This window comes from Parafrankia colletiae (assembly GCF_001854655.1).
Lineage (GTDB): Bacteria > Actinomycetota > Actinomycetes > Frankiales > Frankiaceae > Parafrankia > Parafrankia colletiae.
The window spans coordinates 1-20,630 of the sequence record NZ_MBLM01000183.1 but is presented as its reverse complement, the minus strand read 5'-3'; the positions used below and the strand labels follow the sequence as shown (position 1 = coordinate 20,630).

General features: G+C 70.7%; 20 protein-coding genes and 1 pseudogene. 11 read left to right on the top strand and 10 right to left on the bottom strand.

Translation table 11 applies throughout. The features are described 5' to 3' along the window. Window positions 1-196: 196 nt before the first annotated feature. Window positions 197-1,095: pseudogene (locus CC117_RS40810) on the bottom strand (RNA-guided endonuclease InsQ/TnpB family protein). Window positions 1,096-1,225: 130 nt separating this feature from the next. On the opposite strand from CC117_RS40810, the gene CC117_RS33045 reads away from it, so the two are divergent. Continuing rightward, a complete protein-coding gene (locus CC117_RS33045) occupies window positions 1,226-1,894 on the top strand; it encodes a dihydrofolate reductase family protein (protein WP_071092149.1) in 669 nt (222 codons plus the stop codon). 128 nt (window positions 1,895-2,022) lie between these two features. Here the strand turns inward: CC117_RS33045 and CC117_RS33040 are convergent, their stop codons facing one another. Continuing rightward, a complete protein-coding gene (locus CC117_RS33040) occupies window positions 2,023-2,988 on the bottom strand; it encodes an NADP-dependent oxidoreductase (RefSeq protein WP_071092146.1) in 966 nt (321 codons plus the stop codon). Window positions 2,989-3,303: 315 nt separating this feature from the next. On the opposite strand from CC117_RS33040, the gene CC117_RS33035 reads away from it, so the two are divergent. The 3 genes from CC117_RS33035 to CC117_RS33025 all read left to right on the top strand — a co-directional run bounded on the left by CC117_RS33035 (window position 3,304) and on the right by CC117_RS33025 (window position 6,312). After that, window positions 3,304-3,726 (top strand): helix-turn-helix domain-containing protein, encoded by a 423-nt coding sequence (locus tag CC117_RS33035; protein ID WP_071092143.1) that lies wholly within the window; start codon window positions 3,304-3,306, stop codon window positions 3,724-3,726. A 56-nt stretch (window positions 3,727-3,782) separates the two neighbouring features. Further along, a complete protein-coding gene (locus CC117_RS33030; protein WP_071092141.1) occupies window positions 3,783-4,679 on the top strand; it encodes an alpha/beta fold hydrolase in 897 nt (298 codons plus the stop codon). 235 nt (window positions 4,680-4,914) lie between these two features. Next, a complete protein-coding gene (locus tag CC117_RS33025) occupies window positions 4,915-6,312 on the top strand; it encodes a glycosyltransferase 87 family protein (RefSeq protein WP_071092132.1) in 1,398 nt (465 codons plus the stop codon). Here CC117_RS33025 and CC117_RS33020 read toward each other — a convergent pair. Continuing rightward, window positions 6,299-6,640 (bottom strand): hypothetical protein, encoded by a 342-nt coding sequence (locus CC117_RS33020; protein ID WP_071092165.1) that lies wholly within the window; start codon window positions 6,638-6,640, stop codon window positions 6,299-6,301. The two genes, CC117_RS33025 and CC117_RS33020, sit on opposite strands and share 14 nt — an antisense overlap. Before the next feature lie 49 nt (window positions 6,641-6,689). Further along, complete coding sequence (locus CC117_RS38360) at window positions 6,690-6,860, bottom strand: hypothetical protein (RefSeq protein ID WP_198542073.1); 171 nt, start codon at window positions 6,858-6,860, stop codon at window positions 6,690-6,692. 514 nt (window positions 6,861-7,374) lie between these two features. On the opposite strand from CC117_RS38360, the gene CC117_RS33015 reads away from it, so the two are divergent. From CC117_RS33015 to CC117_RS38355, 3 genes are all read left to right on the top strand, one after another. Further along, window positions 7,375-8,238, top strand: coding sequence for a helix-turn-helix domain-containing protein (locus tag CC117_RS33015; RefSeq protein ID WP_071092130.1), 864 nt, complete (start codon window positions 7,375-7,377; stop codon window positions 8,236-8,238). Continuing rightward, window positions 8,235-8,480 (top strand): DUF397 domain-containing protein, encoded by a 246-nt coding sequence (locus tag CC117_RS33010; protein WP_407673631.1) that lies wholly within the window; start codon window positions 8,235-8,237, stop codon window positions 8,478-8,480. Before CC117_RS33015 ends, CC117_RS33010 begins: the two co-directional genes overlap by 4 nt. A 583-nt stretch (window positions 8,481-9,063) precedes the next feature. After that, window positions 9,064-9,231: a hypothetical protein gene (locus CC117_RS38355; protein WP_198542072.1), complete on the top strand. Its 168-nt coding sequence runs from the start codon at window positions 9,064-9,066 to the stop codon at window positions 9,229-9,231. A 248-nt stretch (window positions 9,232-9,479) separates the two neighbouring features. Here the strand turns inward: CC117_RS38355 and CC117_RS33005 are convergent, their stop codons facing one another. The 6 genes from CC117_RS33005 to CC117_RS32980 form a co-directional block, all read right to left on the bottom strand. Continuing rightward, a complete protein-coding gene (locus CC117_RS33005; RefSeq protein WP_071092123.1) occupies window positions 9,480-9,755 on the bottom strand; it encodes a type II toxin-antitoxin system CcdA family antitoxin in 276 nt (91 codons plus the stop codon). Between the two features lie 108 nt (window positions 9,756-9,863). Beyond that, window positions 9,864-11,024, bottom strand: a complete 1,161-nt coding sequence (locus CC117_RS33000; RefSeq protein ID WP_071092120.1) for a hypothetical protein — start codon at window positions 11,022-11,024, stop codon at window positions 9,864-9,866. A 200-nt stretch (window positions 11,025-11,224) separates the two neighbouring features. Continuing rightward, the gene (locus tag CC117_RS32995; RefSeq protein ID WP_241830629.1) at window positions 11,225-12,445 is read right to left on the bottom strand and encodes a glycosyltransferase family protein; all 1,221 of its coding nucleotides are present in this window, start codon (window positions 12,443-12,445) and stop codon (window positions 11,225-11,227) included. An 11-nt stretch (window positions 12,446-12,456) separates the two neighbouring features. Next, a complete protein-coding gene (locus CC117_RS32990) occupies window positions 12,457-13,515 on the bottom strand; it encodes an NAD-dependent epimerase/dehydratase family protein (RefSeq protein ID WP_071092117.1) in 1,059 nt (352 codons plus the stop codon). Then, the gene (locus CC117_RS32985; RefSeq protein ID WP_071092115.1) at window positions 13,512-14,648 is read right to left on the bottom strand and encodes a DegT/DnrJ/EryC1/StrS family aminotransferase; all 1,137 of its coding nucleotides are present in this window, start codon (window positions 14,646-14,648) and stop codon (window positions 13,512-13,514) included. The genes CC117_RS32990 and CC117_RS32985 overlap by 4 nt, the downstream gene beginning before the upstream one ends. 883 nt (window positions 14,649-15,531) lie before the next feature. Further along, window positions 15,532-16,188, bottom strand: coding sequence for a metallophosphoesterase family protein (locus tag CC117_RS32980; RefSeq protein ID WP_071092112.1), 657 nt, complete (start codon window positions 16,186-16,188; stop codon window positions 15,532-15,534). Between the two features lie 206 nt (window positions 16,189-16,394). On the opposite strand from CC117_RS32980, the gene CC117_RS32975 reads away from it, so the two are divergent. The 4 genes from CC117_RS32975 to CC117_RS32960 all read left to right on the top strand — a co-directional run. After that, window positions 16,395-17,318 carry an amidohydrolase family protein gene (locus CC117_RS32975; RefSeq protein WP_071092109.1) on the top strand — a complete coding sequence of 308 codons (924 nt, stop codon included), beginning with the start codon at window positions 16,395-16,397 and terminating at the stop codon, window positions 17,316-17,318. Window positions 17,319-17,379: 61 nt separating this feature from the next. Then, a complete protein-coding gene (locus CC117_RS32970; protein ID WP_071092106.1) occupies window positions 17,380-17,889 on the top strand; it encodes an MSMEG_0572/Sll0783 family nitrogen starvation response protein in 510 nt (169 codons plus the stop codon). Window positions 17,890-18,073: 184 nt separating this feature from the next. Further along, the gene (locus CC117_RS32965; protein WP_084133148.1) at window positions 18,074-19,216 is read left to right on the top strand and encodes an MSMEG_0568 family radical SAM protein; all 1,143 of its coding nucleotides are present in this window, start codon (window positions 18,074-18,076) and stop codon (window positions 19,214-19,216) included. Window positions 19,217-19,221: 5 nt separating this feature from the next. Next, window positions 19,222-20,630: MSMEG_0567/sll0787 family protein (locus tag CC117_RS32960; protein WP_071092155.1), on the top strand; the 1,409-nt coding region annotated here is incomplete at its 3' end.

Below are 20,630 nucleotides of genomic sequence, written 5' to 3'. Positions count from 1 at the left end.
GATCATCATTCGACACGCTGACCCGCGCGCGGCCGCCGTTCAGGCGCCGGGTACCTGCCCGGCGATCACCCAGCTAGTCTTGTGCAGGCATCGGTTGCCTGTCGCAACCACTGCCGATTGACATCCTCTCCGGTCTGAAGGCCGAAGATTCCTGTACCTCGCGATACAGGTTCCTGCTTCATCGACGGACGCCTCCTCACTCCTGGGAGCGAGGTGGTCTCACTCCCTCTCCACAGGCAGCAACCGCGAGCCCCGCGGCCAGAAYGTTCGTCGCCGCGTTCACGTCCCGATCGTGGACCGTGCCACAGCGRTGGCAGGTCCATTCCCGGACGTCGAGCGGCAGCTTCTCCACCCTCGACCCGCACACCGAACAGGTYTTGGACGACGGRYAGAACCGGTCGATCRCGATGACGGTGCGGCCATACCAGCCGGCCTTGTACTCCAGCATCCGCCRCAGCTCCGACCAGGACGCATCGGAAATCRCACGCGCCAGCGAGTGGTTGCGGACCATGGAACGCACAGACAGRTCCTCGATGACCACCGTTTGGTTCTCGCGGATGATCCTCGTGGACAGCCTGTGCAGACGATCGCGCCGCCGGTCCGCGATCCGACCATGGATCCTCGACACCCGAGCGCGGGCCTTCGCCCGGTTCACCGAACCCCCTCCGGCAGGGGACGCGACCAGACGATGTCCAACGGCTGCTCCTGCTTCGCCAGCCTTATCCGCCCGTCGCGGAAGGTGAAGCAGTTGCGGAAACAGGTCGCCGCGTCGAGCGCCCTGCCTTTCTTCTTGAACGACGGAGGGCCCGCCCGTTTCTCCCAGAAGTTCACGAACGCCCTCTGCAGATGCCGCAGCGCCGCCTGCAACGGGCCCTTCGACGGCTCGGCGAGCCACACCGTCCCGGGGTCGCGCTTCCACCCGGTGAGCATCCTGTCCGTCTCGGCGTGGCCGATCCGGCGCCGTTCCCCAACCCACGCCCGGCGCCGCTCGGCCAACGCCCGGTTGTACACGTAACGCACACAACCAAACGTTTTCGCTAACTGTTCCACCTGATCGGGGGTCGGGTAGAAACGGTAACGGTACGCCCGCTTCACCACCCGACTCCCCACGGCCGGCAGAATACCCCTATCCACCGCTACCCTGATGGCGGAGTTGACGCGCTATCCCCGCCCTGAAGGGCGGGGCCTGCGCGCTACGTTTCACGGTCATACGGGAGGCAACGTCATGTCCCTGGTCCGGGTCCACAACTTCTCCGTGTCGCTCGACGGCTTCGCCACCGGTGAGGGACAGAGCCTGGAGTCGCCGTTCGGGCATGCCGGCGAGCGGCTTCACCGATGGGCGTTCCAGACCAGGACGTTTCAGCACATGCACGGCAACGCCGCCGCCGGCGGGACCGGTGTCGACGACGCCGTGGCAGGCACCTGGGCGAACGGAATCGGCGCCGAGATCATGGGGCGGAACAAGTTCGGGCCGCAGCGCGGACCCTGGCAGGACCATGAGTGGAACGGGTGGTGGGGGCCGAATCCCCCGTTCCACACGCCGGTCTTCGTCCTGACCCACCACTCTCGCCCACCGGTGGAGATGGAAGGCGGGACGACGTTCCACTTCCTCGAGGCCACACCGAAGGAGGCCCTGCGGCTGGCACGCGAGGCGGCCGGCGGTCTCGACGTCCGCATCGGCGGCGGACCGACCGTCGTCCGCGACTTCCTGGCCGCGGATCTGATCGACCATCTGCACATCGTCGTCGTTCCGATCATTCTCGGTCGCGGTGAACGGCTGTGGGACGGTCTTGAGGCGCTGGAGAAGCGTTTCACGATCGAGTCCGTGACCACGCCCAGCGGCGTCACGCACATGACCTTCACGAGATCTGCCGCATCCACCTCGGACGCATAACCCCCGCGCCTGCCTCCGCCGCCACGGCCCCGCGCCGCCACCTCGACACGGCACCGCCGCTGTCCACCGGTCGGGGTGCGGACCGTCGGCAACCTGCCCGCAGGCGCGGAACCGCTCACGACCGTACGTCAGCGGTCGGACACCGCAAGGACGATCTTTCCCTGGATGTGCCCCTGCTCGGCCCGCTCATGTGCCCGCCACGCCTCGGCGAGCGGGTAGACGCTGTCGATGCCGACGCGGACCGTGCCGGTCGCGAGCAGGTCGGCGAGCTCGGCCAGCTGCGTGCCCGAGGAGCGGACCTGACCGCTCGCGGTCTTGATGCCGCGCCGAGCCAGGTCGGCGTCGTGGTAGTCGCCGAAGAAGACAGGGCTGATCAGGCCGCCGTCCCTGACCGCGGGGGTGAGGCGGTGGCCGTGCGGGCCGCCGACCGTGTCGAAGAGGTGGTCGACATCCTTCGCCGCCTCCGCGACGTCGGTCGTCGTGTAGTCGATGTACTCGTCGGCCCCGAGACCGCGCAGGAAGTCCTCGTGGCAGGTGGACGCGACGGCGATCACCCGGGAGGCCCCGCGGTGGCGGGCCAGCTGGACGAGAAAGTGCCCGACCCCACCGGCCGCACCGTTGACCAGCACCGTCGTCCCGGGAAGCACCGGGGCGATGTCCACGGCGTACTGCCACGCGGTCAGGCCGGCCATGGGGACGGCCGCGGCCTGGACATGGTCGAGCGCGGCCGGCTTACGGGCAAGGTCCGCGGCGGGCGCGGTGGTGTACTCCGCGTAACCCTTCGATGCCTCGATCGTGGTGGGAAAGCGGAGCAGCCCGAAGACCTCGTCTCCCGGCGCCCAGGCGGTGACCCCGGGCCCGGCCGCCACGACCACGCCTGACACATCCGTTCCGGGCGTGAACGGGTACGCGACGGTGGGCCGCAGCGGCTCGGGGATGAGGCCGAATCCGGACCGCGCGTACCAGTCCGGCGGGTTCACTCCCGCGGCGTGCACGCGGATCAGCACCTCRCCGGGGCCAGGCTCCGGCCGGGCCACTTCGGCCAGCTGAAGCTCGCGGGGCGGACCGRCACGGTGTACGAGGATGGCCTTCACCGGGAACGCGTCTCCCTCCGGGTCGTCGGACGGATACCCGACGTGACTACACCCCATCCTTGCCGCGCTCACCCCCCGCACCGGAGCTACAACACAGTGGCTCTTCGCACTCGGCGCCGGCACTGGCTCCGACCACGGCCTTCTCGGCGGCCCGCGGGCTCCACCGCCACCATCGCGCACCCGATCGCGCACCCGCGAGCTTCCGACAGCGACGGCAGGGCCTTCGGAGATCGACCACGGGCATCACCCATCCCACCCCTTCCTTCCCTATCACTCCCTAAACTTCCTCACTGATCAAGCATGTAGAGTGTGTTTATGGAAGGTCTCTACTCCGTGGATCAGGTCGCCGATCTCCTGGGCCTGCACGTCCGGACGGTGCGTGGCTACGTGCGCGACGGCCGACTGAAGGCGGTCCGCATCGGCAAGCAGTACCGGATCGGGCACGACGATCTCGAGACCTTCACGGGCCGCTCGCTGGCACCGCCCGCGCGGGAGACCGCAGGGCGTCGGCGGCGGGTCGACGTGTCCAGCATCGTCGAGGTCGAGGCGATCGATCCGGACACGGCGAGCCGGGTGACCACCCAGCTCACGGGTGCCGCCGCCGGCCGCCACGGGACGCGGGTACGGATCGAGACGGCCTACGACGAGGAGAGCGCCCGGCTGAAGATCATCATCCTGGCCGGGCCCGACGACACGGTGACGGTCCTACGGCTCGTCCAGGCAGTACTCGACTCGTGAGCGGACGGCGTGGCTCCGCATGGCGACCTGGGTTCACACAGCGAGAGGACGGTCCTGTGGACGGGCAGCCCAGCAGCATCTACCGGTCCGAGAGCGGTCGGGACGAGGTCCTCCGTCGCTACGGCGACCTCCTCGACCGATGGTCGGTGCCCTCCGAGCACCTGCGCCTCGCCACGCGGGAGGGCGAGACCTTCGTCGTCGCATCCGGCCCGGCCGAGGCGCCCCCGGTGCTGCTGTTCCACGGTGGGGGGACGAACTCGGCGATCTGGCTCGGCGACGTCCCGGCGTGGTCGGAGCAGTTCCGGGTGTATGCCGTCGACGTGATCGGCGAGCCGGGGCGTAGCGCGCCGGCGCGCCCCCCGCTGGACTCGGAGGCGTACGCCCTGTGGCTGGACGATGTCCTGCGGGAGCTGGGAATCGCGCGTACGGCTGTGGTCGGGGCGTMCCTGGGCGGCTGGCTGGCACTGGACTTCGCCACCCGGCGGCCGGACCGGGTGGACCGGGTGGCCGTCCTGTGCCCCGGGGGTGTCGGCCGGCAGAAGTTCGGCTGGACACCCAAAGCGATCCTGCTGCAGCCGTTCGGGACGTGGGGGGCGCGCCGGACGATGCGGCTCGTCGCGGGCGTCGACGGCAGCCCGCGGGCCACGGCCACGACCACGACCACGCCGAGCGCCACCCCGCAGAACAGCGAGTTCCTCAACTACATGACGCTGATCCACCGGTCGTCCAGGCCCCGCCGGGACCGGATGCCGGTCTTCTCGGACGAGGCCCTGCGCCGGCTCGTCATGCCGATGCTCGTGATCGTCGGGGAGCGCGACGCCCTGCTCGACTCCCAGGAGACCGCCCGGCGCCTGGCGCAGAACGTCCCGCACGCCAGCGTGACCATGCTCCCCGGTGTGGCGCACAGTATCGCCGGCCAGACCAGGCCCATCCTCGAGTTCCTGCGCGCCTGAATCCGCATCCTCCCGGCGGGCACCGGACGCCTCCGGGCTCACACCCGCAGCAGCCATCGCCCAGGCCGTGATCCTCCATTGGAAGAACATCGGTTTTCACCACCGGAGACCCATCTGTCGAACAGCCGTCCACCGCCCGGGGGAACAGCGCTCTAGAGTGGGCGCGTAAATTTCCGCAGTTCCGCCGCGAGTTCCGCACCGCCCACTGCCCCCGGGCCCCAAGCTGGAAGATTCGTTGACGGTCACCATCCGGAAACCAGGCACCTGGACCGCACCTGCCACGGCGGGAGTCGTGCTCGGAATCGGGCTCGGAATCGCCTTCTCCGCCGCTTTCCTGTATTTCGCCGCCACCAGCAGGCTGGTCGATCTCAACATCTACCGCATGGGCGGAGACGCGATCCTGGCCGGCGGCGACCCCTACGCCGAACCGGACAGCGCTTCCGGCCTTCCCTTCACGTACACGCCTTTCGCCGCGGCCGCGTTCGCGCCGATCGCGCTGCTGCCCGGCCAGCTTGCGCAGGTCCTCTGGACGTTCGCCACGCTGGCCTGTCTCGGCGCCCTCTGCGCCCTCTGCGCCCTCCAGGCCCTCTGCGTGGCGAGCGTGGCCAGCACAGGTGGATCGACCTGCGGCTTTTCGGCCCGGGCAGCAGCCGTCACACCGAGGCGGCGCCTGCGCATCGTGGCCTGCTGTTCCCTCACCGGCTTCGCGCTGTTACTCGAACCAGTACGGAGTACCGTCAGCTTCGGGCAGATCAACGTCGTTCTCGCGCTCATGGTCGCCCATGACCTGTTCGGGCGGTGCAGGTTTGTTCCGCGCGGAGTGCTGACCGGCATCGCCGCCGGGATCAAACTGACGCCGCTGATTTTTCTGCCCTATCTTCTGCTCACCGGCCGCTGGCGCGATGCCGCCGCGGCGGCGGCCTCCTTCGGCGCGACGGTCGCCGTCGGGTTCGCCGTCAGTCCCCGGCCCTCCGCCACCTACTGGACGCACACGTTCTTCGACGCAGGGCACATCGGCGGCATCCCCTACACCGGGAACCAGTCGCTGTTCGGCGTGCTGTCCCGGCTGATGGGCGGCGCGGAGGGGGCGAGGCCGCTGTATCTGCCGCTCGCCGGGGTGCTGCTGGCGGCTGGCCTGGCCGCCGCGGTTCTGCTGGCCCGCCGCGGGCGACCGCTGCTCGGCGGCGCGACCTGTGCACTGACCGGCCTGCTGACCTCGCCGATCTCCTGGAGTCACCACTGGGTCTGGTTGGTGCCACTGCTGCTCGGGCTGTCCGTCGGCCCGCAGCGCCCGCCCTGGGGGCGCGCCGCGGCAGGGGCCGGTTACGCCCTGGCCGCCCTCGCCCCGATCTGGTGGGTACCGCACGGCGGGAACCTCGAGCTGGCCCACTCCGCCGGGCAGATCGCCCTCGCCAACAGCTACTTCGCGGCGGCCGCCGCTCTCCTCGCCGCGCTGCTGTGGCACGCCGCGTTCGCACCTCACCCACGCCGTGCGGGGCAGGAGACCTCATCCACACAGAGCGCGGACGGGCCGGGCGCGGACGGGCCGACCACGGCGGTCTCGGCGCTGCTCCCCCATCCGCGAGCGGCTGGCTCGGACCCGGCGTCGCCGGCCGGTGTCAGGAGGCGATGACCTGCCGGCGCTGACGGCTCCGCGGACGCGGGCCCACGGTGCCCGGCGGCGGGGCGGAGGGCGGGACGAAGGTGGTCGGCGGCACCGGCTCGGGCGACGATGGCGCGCAGTAGCCGTACTCGACGTGCCGCCGCCAGACCGTCAGCCGGCAGTGGTCGCCACCGTCCATCGTCCAGGTGCGGCGCTCGTCGCGGTCCTCGACCTGCACGGGACCGATCGTCGCGGGCTCGGCCGAGCGCAGGTGGGCCCAGGCATGGGCGTCCTCCCACGCGGCGAAGGCACCGACGAGCTCGCCGTCACCGTCGAAGACCAGGAATCGCCGGCTCATCGTGCTCCCGCCTTTCTTCTCCCCGCCGTCGCGGCGGTCTCGTGGCACATCATCGGATCCGGCGGGTGCCGGCCGGCGCCAGGAAGGACAGGGGCGCGACCAGATAGTCCACATAGTGGTTCTCCACAGCGAACGCGTCGGCGTCGGAGGCGGAGTCGAAAGCGAGGACGATCCGGCGCGCGCGGCGCGGACCGCCCGTGAACAGGATGACCCCGAACATCGACGATGATTCCGGGTCGTCCTTCTCTCCTGATCTGGCCGTGGCCGGGCGAACGCGTCTGCCGCAGGAACTCCTGCCGCGCGGATAACAGTTCATCGGGTCTCCGGTTCTGCCTGTACGTCCACCGGAGCCCGGCCGCCGCGGTCCCGGCCGCGGAAAGGGCCCACTCCGGACGCGATCACTGAGATGATCAGACCAGCGGGTGGAAGTACCACCGCGCCCGGGCAGGCAGCGCCCGGGGCAGGCAGCGGACGGCGCCGAGCTGTGGCTGCCCACGCCGCCCCGACCACCACCGACGCTCCCCCTGGTAGGTCCAATCGTCGACAACATCTCACCCAGGAGCTCGCTTTCGCCACTCAAGGTGAGCACCGCTTCTGCAGCATGGAGCTTGCATGACGCATATGCAAGGTCTTGCGTGATGGTTTCGCTACAGATTGCGCACTATCTATGCCATCAGTTTGTGGATACGTGACGGAACGCGTCACTGCCGACGCAATCCCTGGAGGAGGACCAGGTGACAGCGAGAAACAGCGGCCCGACCGTGCGGCGCCGCCGGCTCGGCGGCGAGCTGCGGCGGCTGCGTGAGGCCGCGGGCATCGAGGTGGAGCAGGCGTGCGAGGCGCTGCGGTGCTCGGCATCCAAGATCAGCAGACTGGAGAACGGGCGCCTGCCCGTCCGGACCAGGGACGTCGCCGACCTGCTGCAGCTGTACGGGGTGCCGCCGGGCGAGCATCGCGAGGCCCTGCTCGCGCTCGCCCGCGAGTCCCGCCGGCATGGCTGGTGGCAGGCCTACCAGGACGTCGTACCGGCATGGTTCGAGGTCTACATCGGCCTGGAGGCAGGGGCCTCGTCGATCAGCGTCTACGAGCCGCAGCTGGTCCACGGCCTGCTGCAGACAGCCGACTACGCGCGGGCGGTGATGCGGGCAAGCCTGCCCGAGGCGTCGGAGGACGAGATCGAACGCCGGGTGGCTCTCCGGCTGGACCGGCAGTCTCGGCTGCGCGAGGACAATCCGCCACGGCTTCAGGTGATCCTCGACGAGGCCGTGCTACGGCGGCCGGTCGGCGGGACCGCCGCGATGAGCGCCCAGCTCACGCAGATCAATCGGACCACCGAGCTCCCGAATGTCACCGTTCAGGTGCTTCCCCTCTCCGTCGGGGCACATGCCGGGCTCGGCAGCACATTCTCCGTTCTGACTTTCGCAGACGAGACGGATCACGACGTGGTCTATATAGAGAAAGGCGCCGGAAGCCTCTACCTCGAACGTCCCGCCGAAATTCGGCGCTATAGAGTCAGTCTTGATCGTCTGACGGCGTCCGCGCTGAGCCCGGCGGACTCCGCGGCCCTGATAGCGGATGTTTCGGAGGATTTTCGGTGAGAACGTCCAGAAAGCCGGCAGTCCCGGATCCGATGGCCCTGGCCTGGCACCGGAGCACCTACAGCAGCGGCGAGGGCGGCATGTGCGTCGAGGTGGCGCACGTCGACGGCGGCGTGGCCGTCCGCGATTCGACCGCGCCGCTGCGCGCCCTCCTGCTCTTCAGCGGCGCGGAGTGGGACGCCTTCCTCGCCGGGGTGCGGAACGGCGAGTTCGACGCACCGGCGTCCTCGATCGCACCCTGAGCCTCGGCCACGCGCCCGCTGCGGGCCCGAGGGCCCGCAGCAGCCCCGGAGTGCCCCGGGTTCCGGCACCGCCCGGGACGAGCCTGGTGGCGGCGGTTCCCTGCCTCTTGCGTAACCAGCCGCAGTCACGCACTCTGTAGATGTTCACCCGGTCACCGTTGACCGAAGGTGACATCTGCATCGGCTTTGTAGCGTTCGAAGGCGGGTTCCAGCCGCCCGGAGCCCGTCCTGCAGCGGAGGAGTGACGCCGTGAGTGCCACTGAGCGAGCACCTGGCCGGGCCTAGCCGGTCACGGCATCAGGCCCGGCACACCCCCGGCAGGCCGCCCGCGTAGGCAAGGCCCACGTCCCGCCCGCACGGCGCCTCGCGCGCCGCCCGCCACCCACCGACCAGATCGTCCAGCCGGCACCGCCCGGCCGGCGGTCATCCGGCTCCGGTCAGGCGTCGGCGGGCGCCGTCGGGTTGCCGGCTGGCTGGTAAGTCAGCAGGGTGACCGGCCAGCCGTGTCTGCCGCGCCGCGCTGTCCGCCCGCCGCGGATTGAGTTGTAGTCCCCTGTTCCCCTGGTACCGGGAGGTGATTGCCGTGGCCATCGCCACGACCAACCTGCTGAACACCCCTCTGCCCGATCCGCGAGTCGAGCGGGTCCGACGCGCGGCGCTCGCCGCGTACGTGGAAGGGAAGATCAGTTTCGCGCAGGCGAACTCCCGGGTCCGCAAGGCGCTCGACCGCTTCGCCCCCGACTCTCGGTAACGCGGCGGACGGGTCGGACAGCATCGGGCGCCATCAGATACGGATGATCGTCGCGAATGCTGTCCTACCCGGGGTCCCGCTCACGCTATGCACACATCCAGAAACTCTTGGTAACACTCCATGCGCGGTGCGTGAGATAGTCGCTGTGGCCGGCCGCCCGGGTTCACCCCCCGATCGCCCGGGCGCCCGGCCGTCCATCCTGGTGCCGGTCACGGCACCAGGATCTATCTGCCCCGTCGGGAGGCTTCTCAGTGCAGAGCCGGCGGCTCGGCCCGAGAAGGCTCCTGCTCGAGCGCGGCCCGGCTGAGCGCGGCCGTCCAGCGGTGGAAGTCGATCAGGGATGCGCGCGGCTCCTGCCGCCACAGCGCCTGCGCGACGTAGGCGGACAGACCGTTCGGGCCGACTCGGCGCAGAACCACGTCCAACAGGTCGCTGGGCAGACTGACTGTGACGGACTGGTAGCCCGAACCCTGGTGGCCCGTCTGGGGACCTGCGCTGTCAAACCCCGAGTCGTCCGCATACATGCGATCCACCAATCCCGGCCAGGCGGGGCCACACCCCGAACACCAGAAGCAACGCCCTCAGCGACCGACGGTGTCACCGGACATTTCACCCACGCGATGCATCTTTACTCAGCGCTGCGCACTCCGCAATGGGTCAATGACAACCCCGAACCGGTCACCGGACCGCCGCGCGGAGGCGCCGCCGGCCGTGGGCCCACTGCCGCCGAGACCCGAACCGGCGTCCGGAGCAGCCCAGTGCTCGTCCGCCACCCCGTGGACGTCCCCGGTCAGGAAGCCGTCGTCGGCGGTGCGGCGACGCTCCGCGCCCGGGCGTGGTTCCGCGCCACCGGACGTCGGGTCACGCGGCGGCAGATCCTCCAGCGCCAGCTCCTCCTCGATCGACCGGTTGGCAGCCATCCGGTCCCGGCCGAGCGCGGCGATGCCGGCCGCGACCATCACCAGCGACACCACGAAGGCCAGCAGCCGGGGGCCGTCCGGAGCGGGCTCGTCGAACAGGGTCAGGCCGAGCGTCACCGGCAGGAACGCGGAGACACCGCTGGTGACCGGGAAGGCGATGACAGCCGCGCGCCCCTGCAGGCCGCGCTGCTCCAGCCCCAGCGCGAGTACCGAGAACAGGATCAGGATGTACGGGGTCGGCGTCGACAGCAGGTCGACCAGCGGCGAGTCGCCGTTGCGGTGCTCGTGCACGGCCAGGCCGATCTGACGCGTCGCCAGCGTCGCGATGGCGTAGCTGACGCCGGCCGCCAGGCCGAACCCCAGCGCGGCGCCCGCGATCTTCCGCCTGGCCGCCGCGAGATTCGCGCCGAACGCGCACAGCAACGAGAAGATCAGCCCGAGCACCAGGAAGGCGAACAGGACGTTGCGGCCTGCCGGGCTGCCGACCTCGGCGTTGCGATGGAACGCGTAGGCCAGCAGGCCGACGCCGGCCACCATGAGACCCACACCGCTCCAGCCGACCCGGCTGATCTGCTCCCCCAGGGCCCGGCGGGCCAGCAGGGTGAAAACGATCATGTCGAGAGCCATCACCGGGGCCACCAGGGCCACTGGCGCCACCGACAGCGCATACACCTCGAGCAGGAACGAGCCTGCCTCGACGGCCAGGCCCAGCAGCCACAGCGGCCGGGTGACAAGCCGGGCGAGCAGGCCCAGGCCCAGGCCGGTGCCGGCCTCCTCGCGGCGGGCGGCCATCGCCTGCAACAGCGGCGCGACGCCGTACAGCGCCGCCGAGACAATGGTGATGGGCAGCCCGAGGACGAGCGCCGTGTTCATACGCGGCTCACCGTGGCAGCGTCCCATCTGCTCCCGATGGCCGCCGAGCCGGGGTGCACCGCCCCGGCACGGACAGCCACCGCACCATCATCTGCCGCAACGTGACGGCTCTCCGAGCTCATGTCGTGATACTTCGCTTCTCCAGAACACACCGGGCGTTGGGCGGGGTTGTGTCGCGACGGATCGTGCCGCGGCGGGCATCACCAGTTGGCGCCCAGGCCCACCTGCGCCAACGCCGCACCGAACGCCTGCTCCCAGGCCTGGGGCGTGGCGGCGACCCGCTGCGAGGGTGGCTTGACCCGATCCAGGCAGGCCAGTGCTGACCGGGTCAGGGACAGCGAGTCGGTGCTTGTCACCTCGGCGTGGCCGCGGTCGAGCTCCTTCTGCAGGTTGTCCCGCCCGTGGCCGGGGACGACGTCCATGAGCAGCAGGTCGCGCCCGATGACCCGGGCCTCGCTGCAGGTGTCACCCGACGAGGTCACGACAAGGTTACTCGCAGCCATCAACTCCGGGATACGGGTGGTGAACCCGAACGGGATCACCCGGTGGTCCCGTTCGGCGAGCGCCGCGAGCCGCGCGGCGAGCTTCTCGTTGCGCCCGGCCACGGCGAGGACCCAGACTCCGGCCCTGGCGAGCGCCTCGGCCGCCTCCACCAGCGGTCCCAGCCCCCACGAGCCGGACATGAGCAGCACGCACCGGCTTTCCAGCGGGATCCCGAGGTTGGCCCGCGCCTCCTCCTGCGTCGGCGGGTCGTAGAACGGGGCCCGGACCGGCGTCGGCACAACAGCAACCCGCGCGTGCGGCGAGAACCTGCGCACGTACCGGGCGGCGGTCTGCGACGTCACCAGGAACAGATCGGTGTTCTCCTGCACCCAGATGCGGTGCACACAGCAGTCCGACGAGAAGACCGCCGTGACCAGCCCCGGGAACTCCGGCTTCAGCCGGCTGACCGCGGCGGCCGCCGAGGCGAAGATCGAGACGACCATGTCGACCGGCTCGGCGCGCAGGTCCTCGCGCAGCCGCGGCACCAGGAACCTGCTGGACGTCCGCTCGATCGCGCGGGCGACCGGGCCACCGGTGCGAATCTGGGAGAAGTGCAGCGCGTCGTACAGGCCGGGAACCGCGATGAGCCCGCGGAAGGCGTTCTGCCCCAGCGTGCCGTTGCGTCCGTCCGTCATGCGCAGGCTGTCCGCGGTCCKGGTGCTGAACCCACGGCGTGCCAGCGACGTGGCGCAGGCCTCGGCCATCACGTCATGGCCCATGCCAAGGGAGCCGGAAAGCAACAGCACCCTGCCTCGGCGTGCATCGGGCCCGCCGTCCGCCAGCGCCCCGTTCACGACCACACCGGGGCCGGGCGTGACCGCACCAGCCCCCCTCACGACCGCGTCGATACCGCTCACGGTCGCGTCAATCCCGTTCATCTTCGTCACGCTCACTCCGATGAGGCCGCGGAGACGCCGAGATCCCCGACTGACTGGGCAGCCACCACCGGTGGCTGCCGATTCGCCTGATACCACTCGATGTACTGCCGGACCCCGTCACGGAACGGCGTCGTCGGACGCCAGTCGAGCAGCTCTGCCGCCCGTCGGGCGGAGATCTCCCGGCCGCGGAAATCCCCGGGCCTCGCGGGTACATGCTCGATGGCGACCTCGGGGAAGTACGCCTGGACGGCCCGGGCCATCTCCAGCACGCTGATCCGCTCCTCGCCCTCCAGGGCGATGGTCGTGTTCCGCGCGGCGTCCGCGAGCGCGAGCACGTGCGCATCAGCGAGGTCACGGACGTAGACGTACTTCCGGAACTGCTGGCCGTCACCGGCGACGGTGAGCGGGCGGCCGGCGATCGCGTTGGTGACGAACCGGGCGAGGACCAGCTCGTCCCGCATGCCTGGGCCGTAGGGGATGCCGTACCGCAGGATGGTGAATGCCAGGCCATAGGTCTGCCGGTAGCTCTGCAGGAGCAGCTCGGCCGCGAGTTTCGTCGAGGTGTAGACGTGGCCGGCCCGGGCGAGAATGATCTCGGCGTCCTCGGTCAGCGGTTCCGGCACGGGGCCGTCGCTGTGCCCGGACGGCGGCGGAATTGCTGCGCCAGATGATCTAGGCGGTTCAGCGGGACCGACCGGTGCGGCGGTGTCAGCCACCGCGCCGTAGACCCAGACGGTGCTGGCGAAGACRACCCGTCGCACGCCGCCGCGGCGGGCCGCCTCGCAGACCTTGCCGGTTCCCTCGACGTTGAGGCGCACCGTGCGCACCGGATCGGCGAACGCGAAGTCGACGTTGGACATCCCGGCGATGTGGAAGACGGTGTCGACACCGGTGAACGCGTCGGTGAGCGCGTCCAGGTCGAGCACGTCGAGCTCGCGGTAGGTGGCCCGTGGGTCCGGCCGGTGGCATGCGGCCAGGTCGAGGGAGAGGACGTCGTGGCCGGCGTCGAGCAGCCGGTCGACCACATGGCCGCCGATGAACCCGGACCCTCCGGTGACCGCGATCCTCATCGGGACGCACCGTCCAGGTCGAGGGCGCGCATGACGGTGCGGAACGAGCTGATGACGTGCTCGGCCTCCGCCTCGGTCATGTCGGAGTGCAGCGGCAGGCAGACGTGCCGGGCACAGATGTCCTCGGCCACCGGCAGATGGGCGCGGGCGTACTGTTCGAAGATCGGCTGCTGGTGCAGCGGGACCTCGTACACCTCACCGGCGAGCGAGACGCCGTGCCCTTCCCGCAACTCCTTCTTCACGCGCGCACGGTCCGCACCCGGGACGAGCAGGACGGGGTACTTGTAGTAGTTGGTGATGCCGCCCTCGACTGCCCGCGGCCGGTCCACGCCCATCGCATCGATCTCCAGGTCGTACCGTGYGGCGACATCACGCCGGTGGGCGAGGAAGGCGCCCAGGTGCCGAAGGTGGGCCCGCCCGGTCGCCGCGTGCACCTCACTCATCCGCCATGCGTATCCCTGCCGGATGTGAATGTTGCCGAGGAATCCGGCCTTGCCCTGGTCCCGGTAGACGCGGGCCTCGTCCCGTATCCGCTCGTCCGCGGTGACGACCATTCCACCCTCACCGCTGGTAATCAGCTTGGTGGGGTAGAACGAGAAGGATCCGGCAAGCCCGAAGGAGCCGGCGTACCGGCCGGCGAGGCTCGATCCGTGCGCGTGGGCCGCGTCCTCCACCAGGGCGATCCCGCGTTCGTCGAGAATGGCCCGCAGCTCGTCGATGTCCGGCGGAATGAGGCCGCCGATGTGCACGATGACGACCGCCTTCGTCCGGGGTGTCACAGCGGCCGAAACGGTCTCCGCGCTCAGCGCGAAGGTGTCCGCGCTCACATCGGCGAAGACCGGGTTGCCGCCGGCCCGTAGTACCGCGAAGGCCGTCGCCGCGAACGTGTTCGTCGGCACGACGACGTCGAATCCGTCCACGTCGACACTTCTGAGGATGATCTCCAGAGCGGCCGTTCCGCTGTTCACGGCGACCGCGTACGGAGCACCGTGTGCCGCGGCGAAGGCCGCCTCGAATTCCTGGGTGTGCGCACCGAGTGTGAGCGCGCCTGTTGTCAGGACTTCGGCCGCGACCGACGCGACCTCCGCCCGGTCTTCCGGTGTAAACACGATGCGCGCCGCGGGGACCTGCACCAGTTCAACCCCCCTAGGTCAACGAGCCCAGTCGCTGTAGTCGATCGCGCACGCAACGCGATCGGCCTCGCACGCTACCGGCTCGCCCCCAGGCCGGCTCCCAACGTCGCGAAACCAGACCATCCGACTGCTGGAAACCAAAGGTCCGGTCCGCCCGGATCACGTCGATTTGCCCCCACCCTGCTGTTGGCAGGCTACAGACCCACTTCGCAGCACTGACCGCCGCGACCGCACCYGGGCCGATCCAGCCGCCGCCAGACCRTCACCCCCCGGCCGACATCGAGCCGAAAGTAACGACACACGCGGCCTGGGCGATAGAGGAAGGCTTACATCCATCATGCACTACCGAACATCATCAGCCATGTTCGCATTGTCATCATCGGAATGAAAGTCTGTCACCACATGGGTGCGCCCAACCGGTGTCGTACAGCCGACGACCCTCACCGTTCGGGCCGTTCCGAACACCGGCTTGGCACCCGCTCCGAACTGCGGGGAGACTCGGGACCCGTATCAGCGAACAGCCGCCGCCACCTGATCCGACTTCTGACGACCGGCACAGCGACCAACCGACTACAGTCAGCACGAACGGGTTCGGTGTTTCGAGGGCGTTGCATCAGCATCACCAGCGCACTGCGGCATCACTCGCACGGCTCGACGCGGAGCCGAGACACCGGGGCCGGGAACCGGGGCCGGGAACCGGGAACCGGGAAAAGAAGAAGCCCCGGCGGGCCTCGCAGCTCCTGACGTACGGGGGGAACGTAGGCTCTGCGCGAAACTCGCCGGGACGTATAGCTACTTTACGACCCCCAGATGCCAGAGGCGACAGGACTAAAGTCCCAATCCCGAGGGTCCAACGGCAGGTCGCAGGCCTGGCCAGATCGGGTCAGGCCTCCTCGAAGACCACCTCGCCGCGGTCCGCGTCGAAGAACAACCAGTTGGACGGACGCCCGATCGCCGGACCCACGTTGACAACAGTCGTCACGAGCTCGGCCCCGGGGGCCCGGACGGGCACCGGTACCGGCCGGCCGGGAGTCACGGGAACGGACCGCACCGACCCCGGCCCGCCCCAGCGGATCTCGAACACTGCCCGGCGGTGCGTGTGCCCCACCAGGACCAGGGGAACGGCGGGCACGTCCCCGGCACGGGGAACGAAGGCGTCGGACTCCTCGTCGAAGTCCCAGCCGATCTGGTGCCCGTGCATCCCCACCGCGCAGTCGACGTGGGTGATCGATGTACCGGTCAGCAACGGCGCGAGCAGGTCCGGGATCTGCTCCGGCTCGAGCAGATCCCGGATCCGCTCCTCCTGGTTGCCGAGGACACGCCGCACGTCGACGAGCTCGGCCCACAGTTCGGGGTCGGGATCGACGACCTCGTCGAGCGGCCAGAAGCGGGCCGGGTCGTGCCGGCGCATGGGCACCTTCGCCTCCAGGTAGTCACCGAGGCACACGACCTCGTCGACGCCGGCCTGGCCGGCCGCCGTCAGAACCCGGCGCAGCGCTTTGCGTTTTCCGTGCAGGTCTGCCATGACCGCGTACCGCATGCGTCCAGCTTGCTCCCGGGATGACAGGTCGAGCCGCGCGATCAACACAAAGATCACAGCGAGCGGACGGAGGCAGCGCTCCGACTACCCAGAGGGGTGATCTCAGGACCAGGTTCTGGCAGAACAGGGACCAGAATGTGCCATTGGCGCGACCAGATTGTCACGTTGGCCACACACGGGAAACACCAGGGTGCTTCACTGCCACCGTGCCGCGACCGGACGTACACGACGGGCACCGTCACCTCGGAACGCTGCCGGCCCACGCCTATTACGGCGGGCCGGCAGTCGTCCCCACCGTCGGTGCCCGTGCCACCATCGCCGAGCTGCGGGCCGACCTGGACCACGAGGGCACCGCGGCGGCACTGGTGATCCCGAACTACGGCGTTCCGGACCCGGCGGTGCCGTTCGGGCTCAACGAGCTCTGTGTCGAGGCCGCACAGCGCGACGACCGGATCCTCGCCGGCCTGTGGGTCTCCCCGCGCCCCGCCGACACCGAGGCCACCGACCAGGCACTGGCACTCGCCCGCGAGCCGGGCGTGGCCGCGCTCAAGCTCAGTTTCCTGCCGGGAGGGGACGTGCACGACCCGGCCTGCCGGGACGCGCTCGATCGGATCTTCGCGGTCGCCGAGGCCCACGACCTCGTGGTGCACGTCCACACCTCACCGGGCGGGCCGGCCGACATCGACCGGATGGGGCGGCTGGTGGAGGACTACGCCGACCGGGTCGCCGTCCACCTCGTGCACCTCGGCGGCGGGGTGAGCGGGCACATCAAGCTGATCGGCGGGCGCTTCTTCGACTGGATCGCCGCCGGGCGACGGGTCTACACCGATGCCAGCTGGGCGATCGGCTTCGCTCCACGGTGGTTCGCGGCCGAGGTGGCGCGCCGCGGGCTCGGGCACGACCGGCTGCTTTTCGCCAGCGACGAACCGTGGAGCGACTACCCGGGGGAGCTCTCGCGGCTCACCGCCGCGATCGGCGACCCGGAGCTCGCCCGCCGGGTCCTGGCGGAGAACTTCCAGGACCTCTACCTCCGCCGCGGATCCGCTCCCGACCCCGCTGCCGCGAGATCCGCCGCGGGTTCCGCCGCCGGACCCCACGCGGCGACCACATCTGACGACCGCGCGAAGTGATCAACCTCGGGTAGACCTGTGGTAGTCGATCACTTCCGACCAGACCGAGACAGGAGCGCAGATGGAGCTGACGGAGCTGGAGCGCCAGAGCCTCACCGAGGTTCCGCACCCGTCGCTGCCGCCCGGGAGCAATCTGTACGGCTCGACCAAGCTCTTCCCCGACTACCAGGCCGAGGACGGCGAGTGCTACCTGACCCTCGTCCACGGCATCGCGCACGAGTCCTCGGTGAGTTTCGTGGCGATCCTGCAGGCCACCAGGGCGTTGCGCAAAGGCTTTGAATCCGTCATCTATTTCTACGGTCCGGGTTCGATGAACTGCATGGCCACCCGGGGCTTCCCGCACACCGGCGATTCCGCCTTCGCCGGCRAGCACAACATCAACGCGCAGATCGAGACCTTCATCAAGGAGGGCGGGAAGGTCTACGTCTGCCGGTTCGGCCTGTCGCTGCACGGCCTGCGCGAGGAGGACCTGATCGAGGGGGTCATCCCCGCGCACCCCCTCGACATCCAGGACTGTGTCATTTACTACACCCGCAAGGGCGCGATCGTGAACTCGACGTACATGCTCTGAGCGCCGTTTCCGGACGCCGCGGTCCGGCCGTCAGGTCGGCAGACAGCAACCGCTCCTCCGGGTACCGGTCCGGTCCCGGAACGGGCRTCATCCATATCTTCACCCCGCTCTCCCGCCCCTGCCCGCGGGCGCTGGTTCACGCGCCCCGGCAGGTCCGGCGCGGATTCCCGACGGGAGACCACAGATGAACAATGGTCTGGCGATCGATCGCCGGCCCGACGACGCGCCCGGCCCCCGGTCCGCCACCCGGTCCGATCCCCGGCCGCCGGGGGGTCTCGGCCTCGTCCTGCGCAGCGCCGTCGCCGTCCAGGGAGTGCGGGTCGCCGCGCCCGTCCAGCGGCGCAGCGGCGCGGGCCCGAGCGACGACGGCCACGTCGTCGTCGAGGGCCGCGGGCTGGCACTGCCGATCGTCCCCACCAGCAGGTACTCCGTCGACGCCGGCCGGCTGCTGTTCGACGGAGCCGATCTCGGCGTCGAGGCCACCCCGGTGCGCCGGCCGAGGTTCTACGACCTGAGCACCGCCGACGGGGTGCCGTACTCGCAGCTCGCGCGCCTGCACAGCGCGGACGTCCTGGCCACCACGGTGCTGCAGACCTGCGTGCGGTACCGCGAGCCGGACCGCTGCCGGTTCTGCGCGATCGAGGAGTCGCTGCGCGCCGGTGCCACCACGCGGCTGAAGACACCGGCGCAGCTCGCGGAGGTGGCCAGCGCCGCGGTGCGGCTCGACGGCGTCCGGCAGATGGTCATGACCACCGGCAGCACCGCCGCCGCCGACCGGGGTGCCACGCTGCTGGCCGAGTGCGTCCGCGCGGTCGTGGCGGCCGTCCCGCAGCTGCCCGTGCAGGTGCAGTGCGAGCCGCCCGCCGACCTGTCCGTGCTCGCCGAGCTGCGCGCCGCCGGCGCGAGCACCATCGGGATGCATGTCGAGTCGCTCGACCCGCTGGTGCGCCGCCGCTGGACGCCCGGCAAGGCGACCGTCCCGCTGGAGCACTACGAGCGGGCCTGGACGGAGGCCGTGCGCGTCTTCGGCTGGAACCGGGTGTCGACCTACCTGCTCCTCGGGCTCGGCGAGAATCCCGACGAGCTGGTCGAGGGTGCGCGACGGCTCATCGCCCAGGGTGTCTATCCGTTCGTCGTGCCGTTCCGCCCGATGGCGGGAACGCTCGCCGAGCGGGACGGGGCCCGCGCGCCCGAGCCGGACCTCGTCGCGGACGTGACCGCCCGGGTGGCGGCCGCGCTGACCGCCGCCGGGATGCGGGGCGCCGACCAGGCCGCCGGCTGCGCGGCGTGCGGGGCGTGCTCGGCGCTGCCCCAGGCCGGGGGATGATCGAGATGTCCGGTCTGCTGTCGGGCGGACACACACCGATCCGGAACCGGACGGTGGACACGCTGGCGGTCTGGGGCGACCGGCGCGCGCTGGCCGGGCAGCCGCCCTACCGGGTCGAACAGGCTGTGGACCTGGCCACCTACACCGCCTACGCCCGCCTGCGGCGGGAGGTCTTCGTCGACGAGCAGGGCCTGTTCCCGGCGAGCGTCGCCGGTGACCTCGACGAGGTCGACGCGGACCCGCGCACCGTCGTCCTGGTCGCCCGGGTCGTCGGCGGCGTCGACGACGGCACTGTGATCGGCGGGGTGCGCCTCGCCCCGATCTGGCGGGGCGACGACATCGGGGCCTGGCAGGGCGGGCGGCTGGTGGTCGCCGCCGCGGCCCGCGGCCGGTACGCCGGGGTCGGTGCGGCGCTGGTCCGGGCGGCGTGCGCCCGCGCCGAGAACGAGGGTGTGCTGCGCTTCGACGCGGCGGTGCAGACCGACCGGGTCCGCTTCTTCGGCCGGCTCGGCTGGATGATCGCCGGGACGACGACCGTCGCCGGGCGTCCCCATGTGCTGATGCGCTGGCCCATCAACCGGCTGGCCGCCGTCGCCGCGTCGATCAAGGCACCGCTGGCGAACCTGCTGGCGGGCATGCGCCCCGGCGGCCCGGGTTTCGTCGGTGACGACGGCGCTCCGGTGCCCGGCACCGACGTGGTCGCCGCCTGCGACGCGATAGTGCCGTCGATGGTCGAGCGCGACCCGTACTGGGCCGGCTGGTGCGGGGTGCTGGTGAACCTCAACGACCTGGCGGCGATGGGCGCCCGGCCGGTGGGCCTGCTGGACGCGGTCGCCGGCCCGACGGTGTCCCGGGTGGCCCGCGTGATCGGGGGCCTGCGCGCCGCGGCGGAGCGGTACGGCGTCCCGATCCTCGGCGGGCACACCCAGCTCGGCGTCGCGTCGGCCCTGTCTGTGACAGCGCTCGGGCGGGCCGAGCACCCGGTCCCCGCCGGCGGCGGCCTGCCCGGGCACGCGGTGACCCTCACCGCCGACCTGGGCGGCGAGTGGCGCCCGGGCTACTCCGGGCGGCAGTGGGACTCGACGTCCGGCCGGCGCACCGCCGAACTGCGGGCACTGCTGGACCTACCACGCCGTCACCGGCCCTGCGCCGCCAAGGACGTGAGCATGGTCGGCATCGTCGGAACGCTCGGCATGCTGGCCGAGGCGAGCGGCTGCGCCGCCGAGCTGGACGTCGCCGCTGTCCCGCGGCCCGCGAACACCACGGTGGGTGACTGGCTCACCTGTTTCCCCGGGTATGCCATGCTCACCGCCGACGTCGACGACCGCCCTGTCCCGGCGACCCATCCGGCGACGTCCGGGCGCTGCGGGCGGTTGCGTAACGGCGCCGGTGTGACGCTGCGGTGGCCGGACGG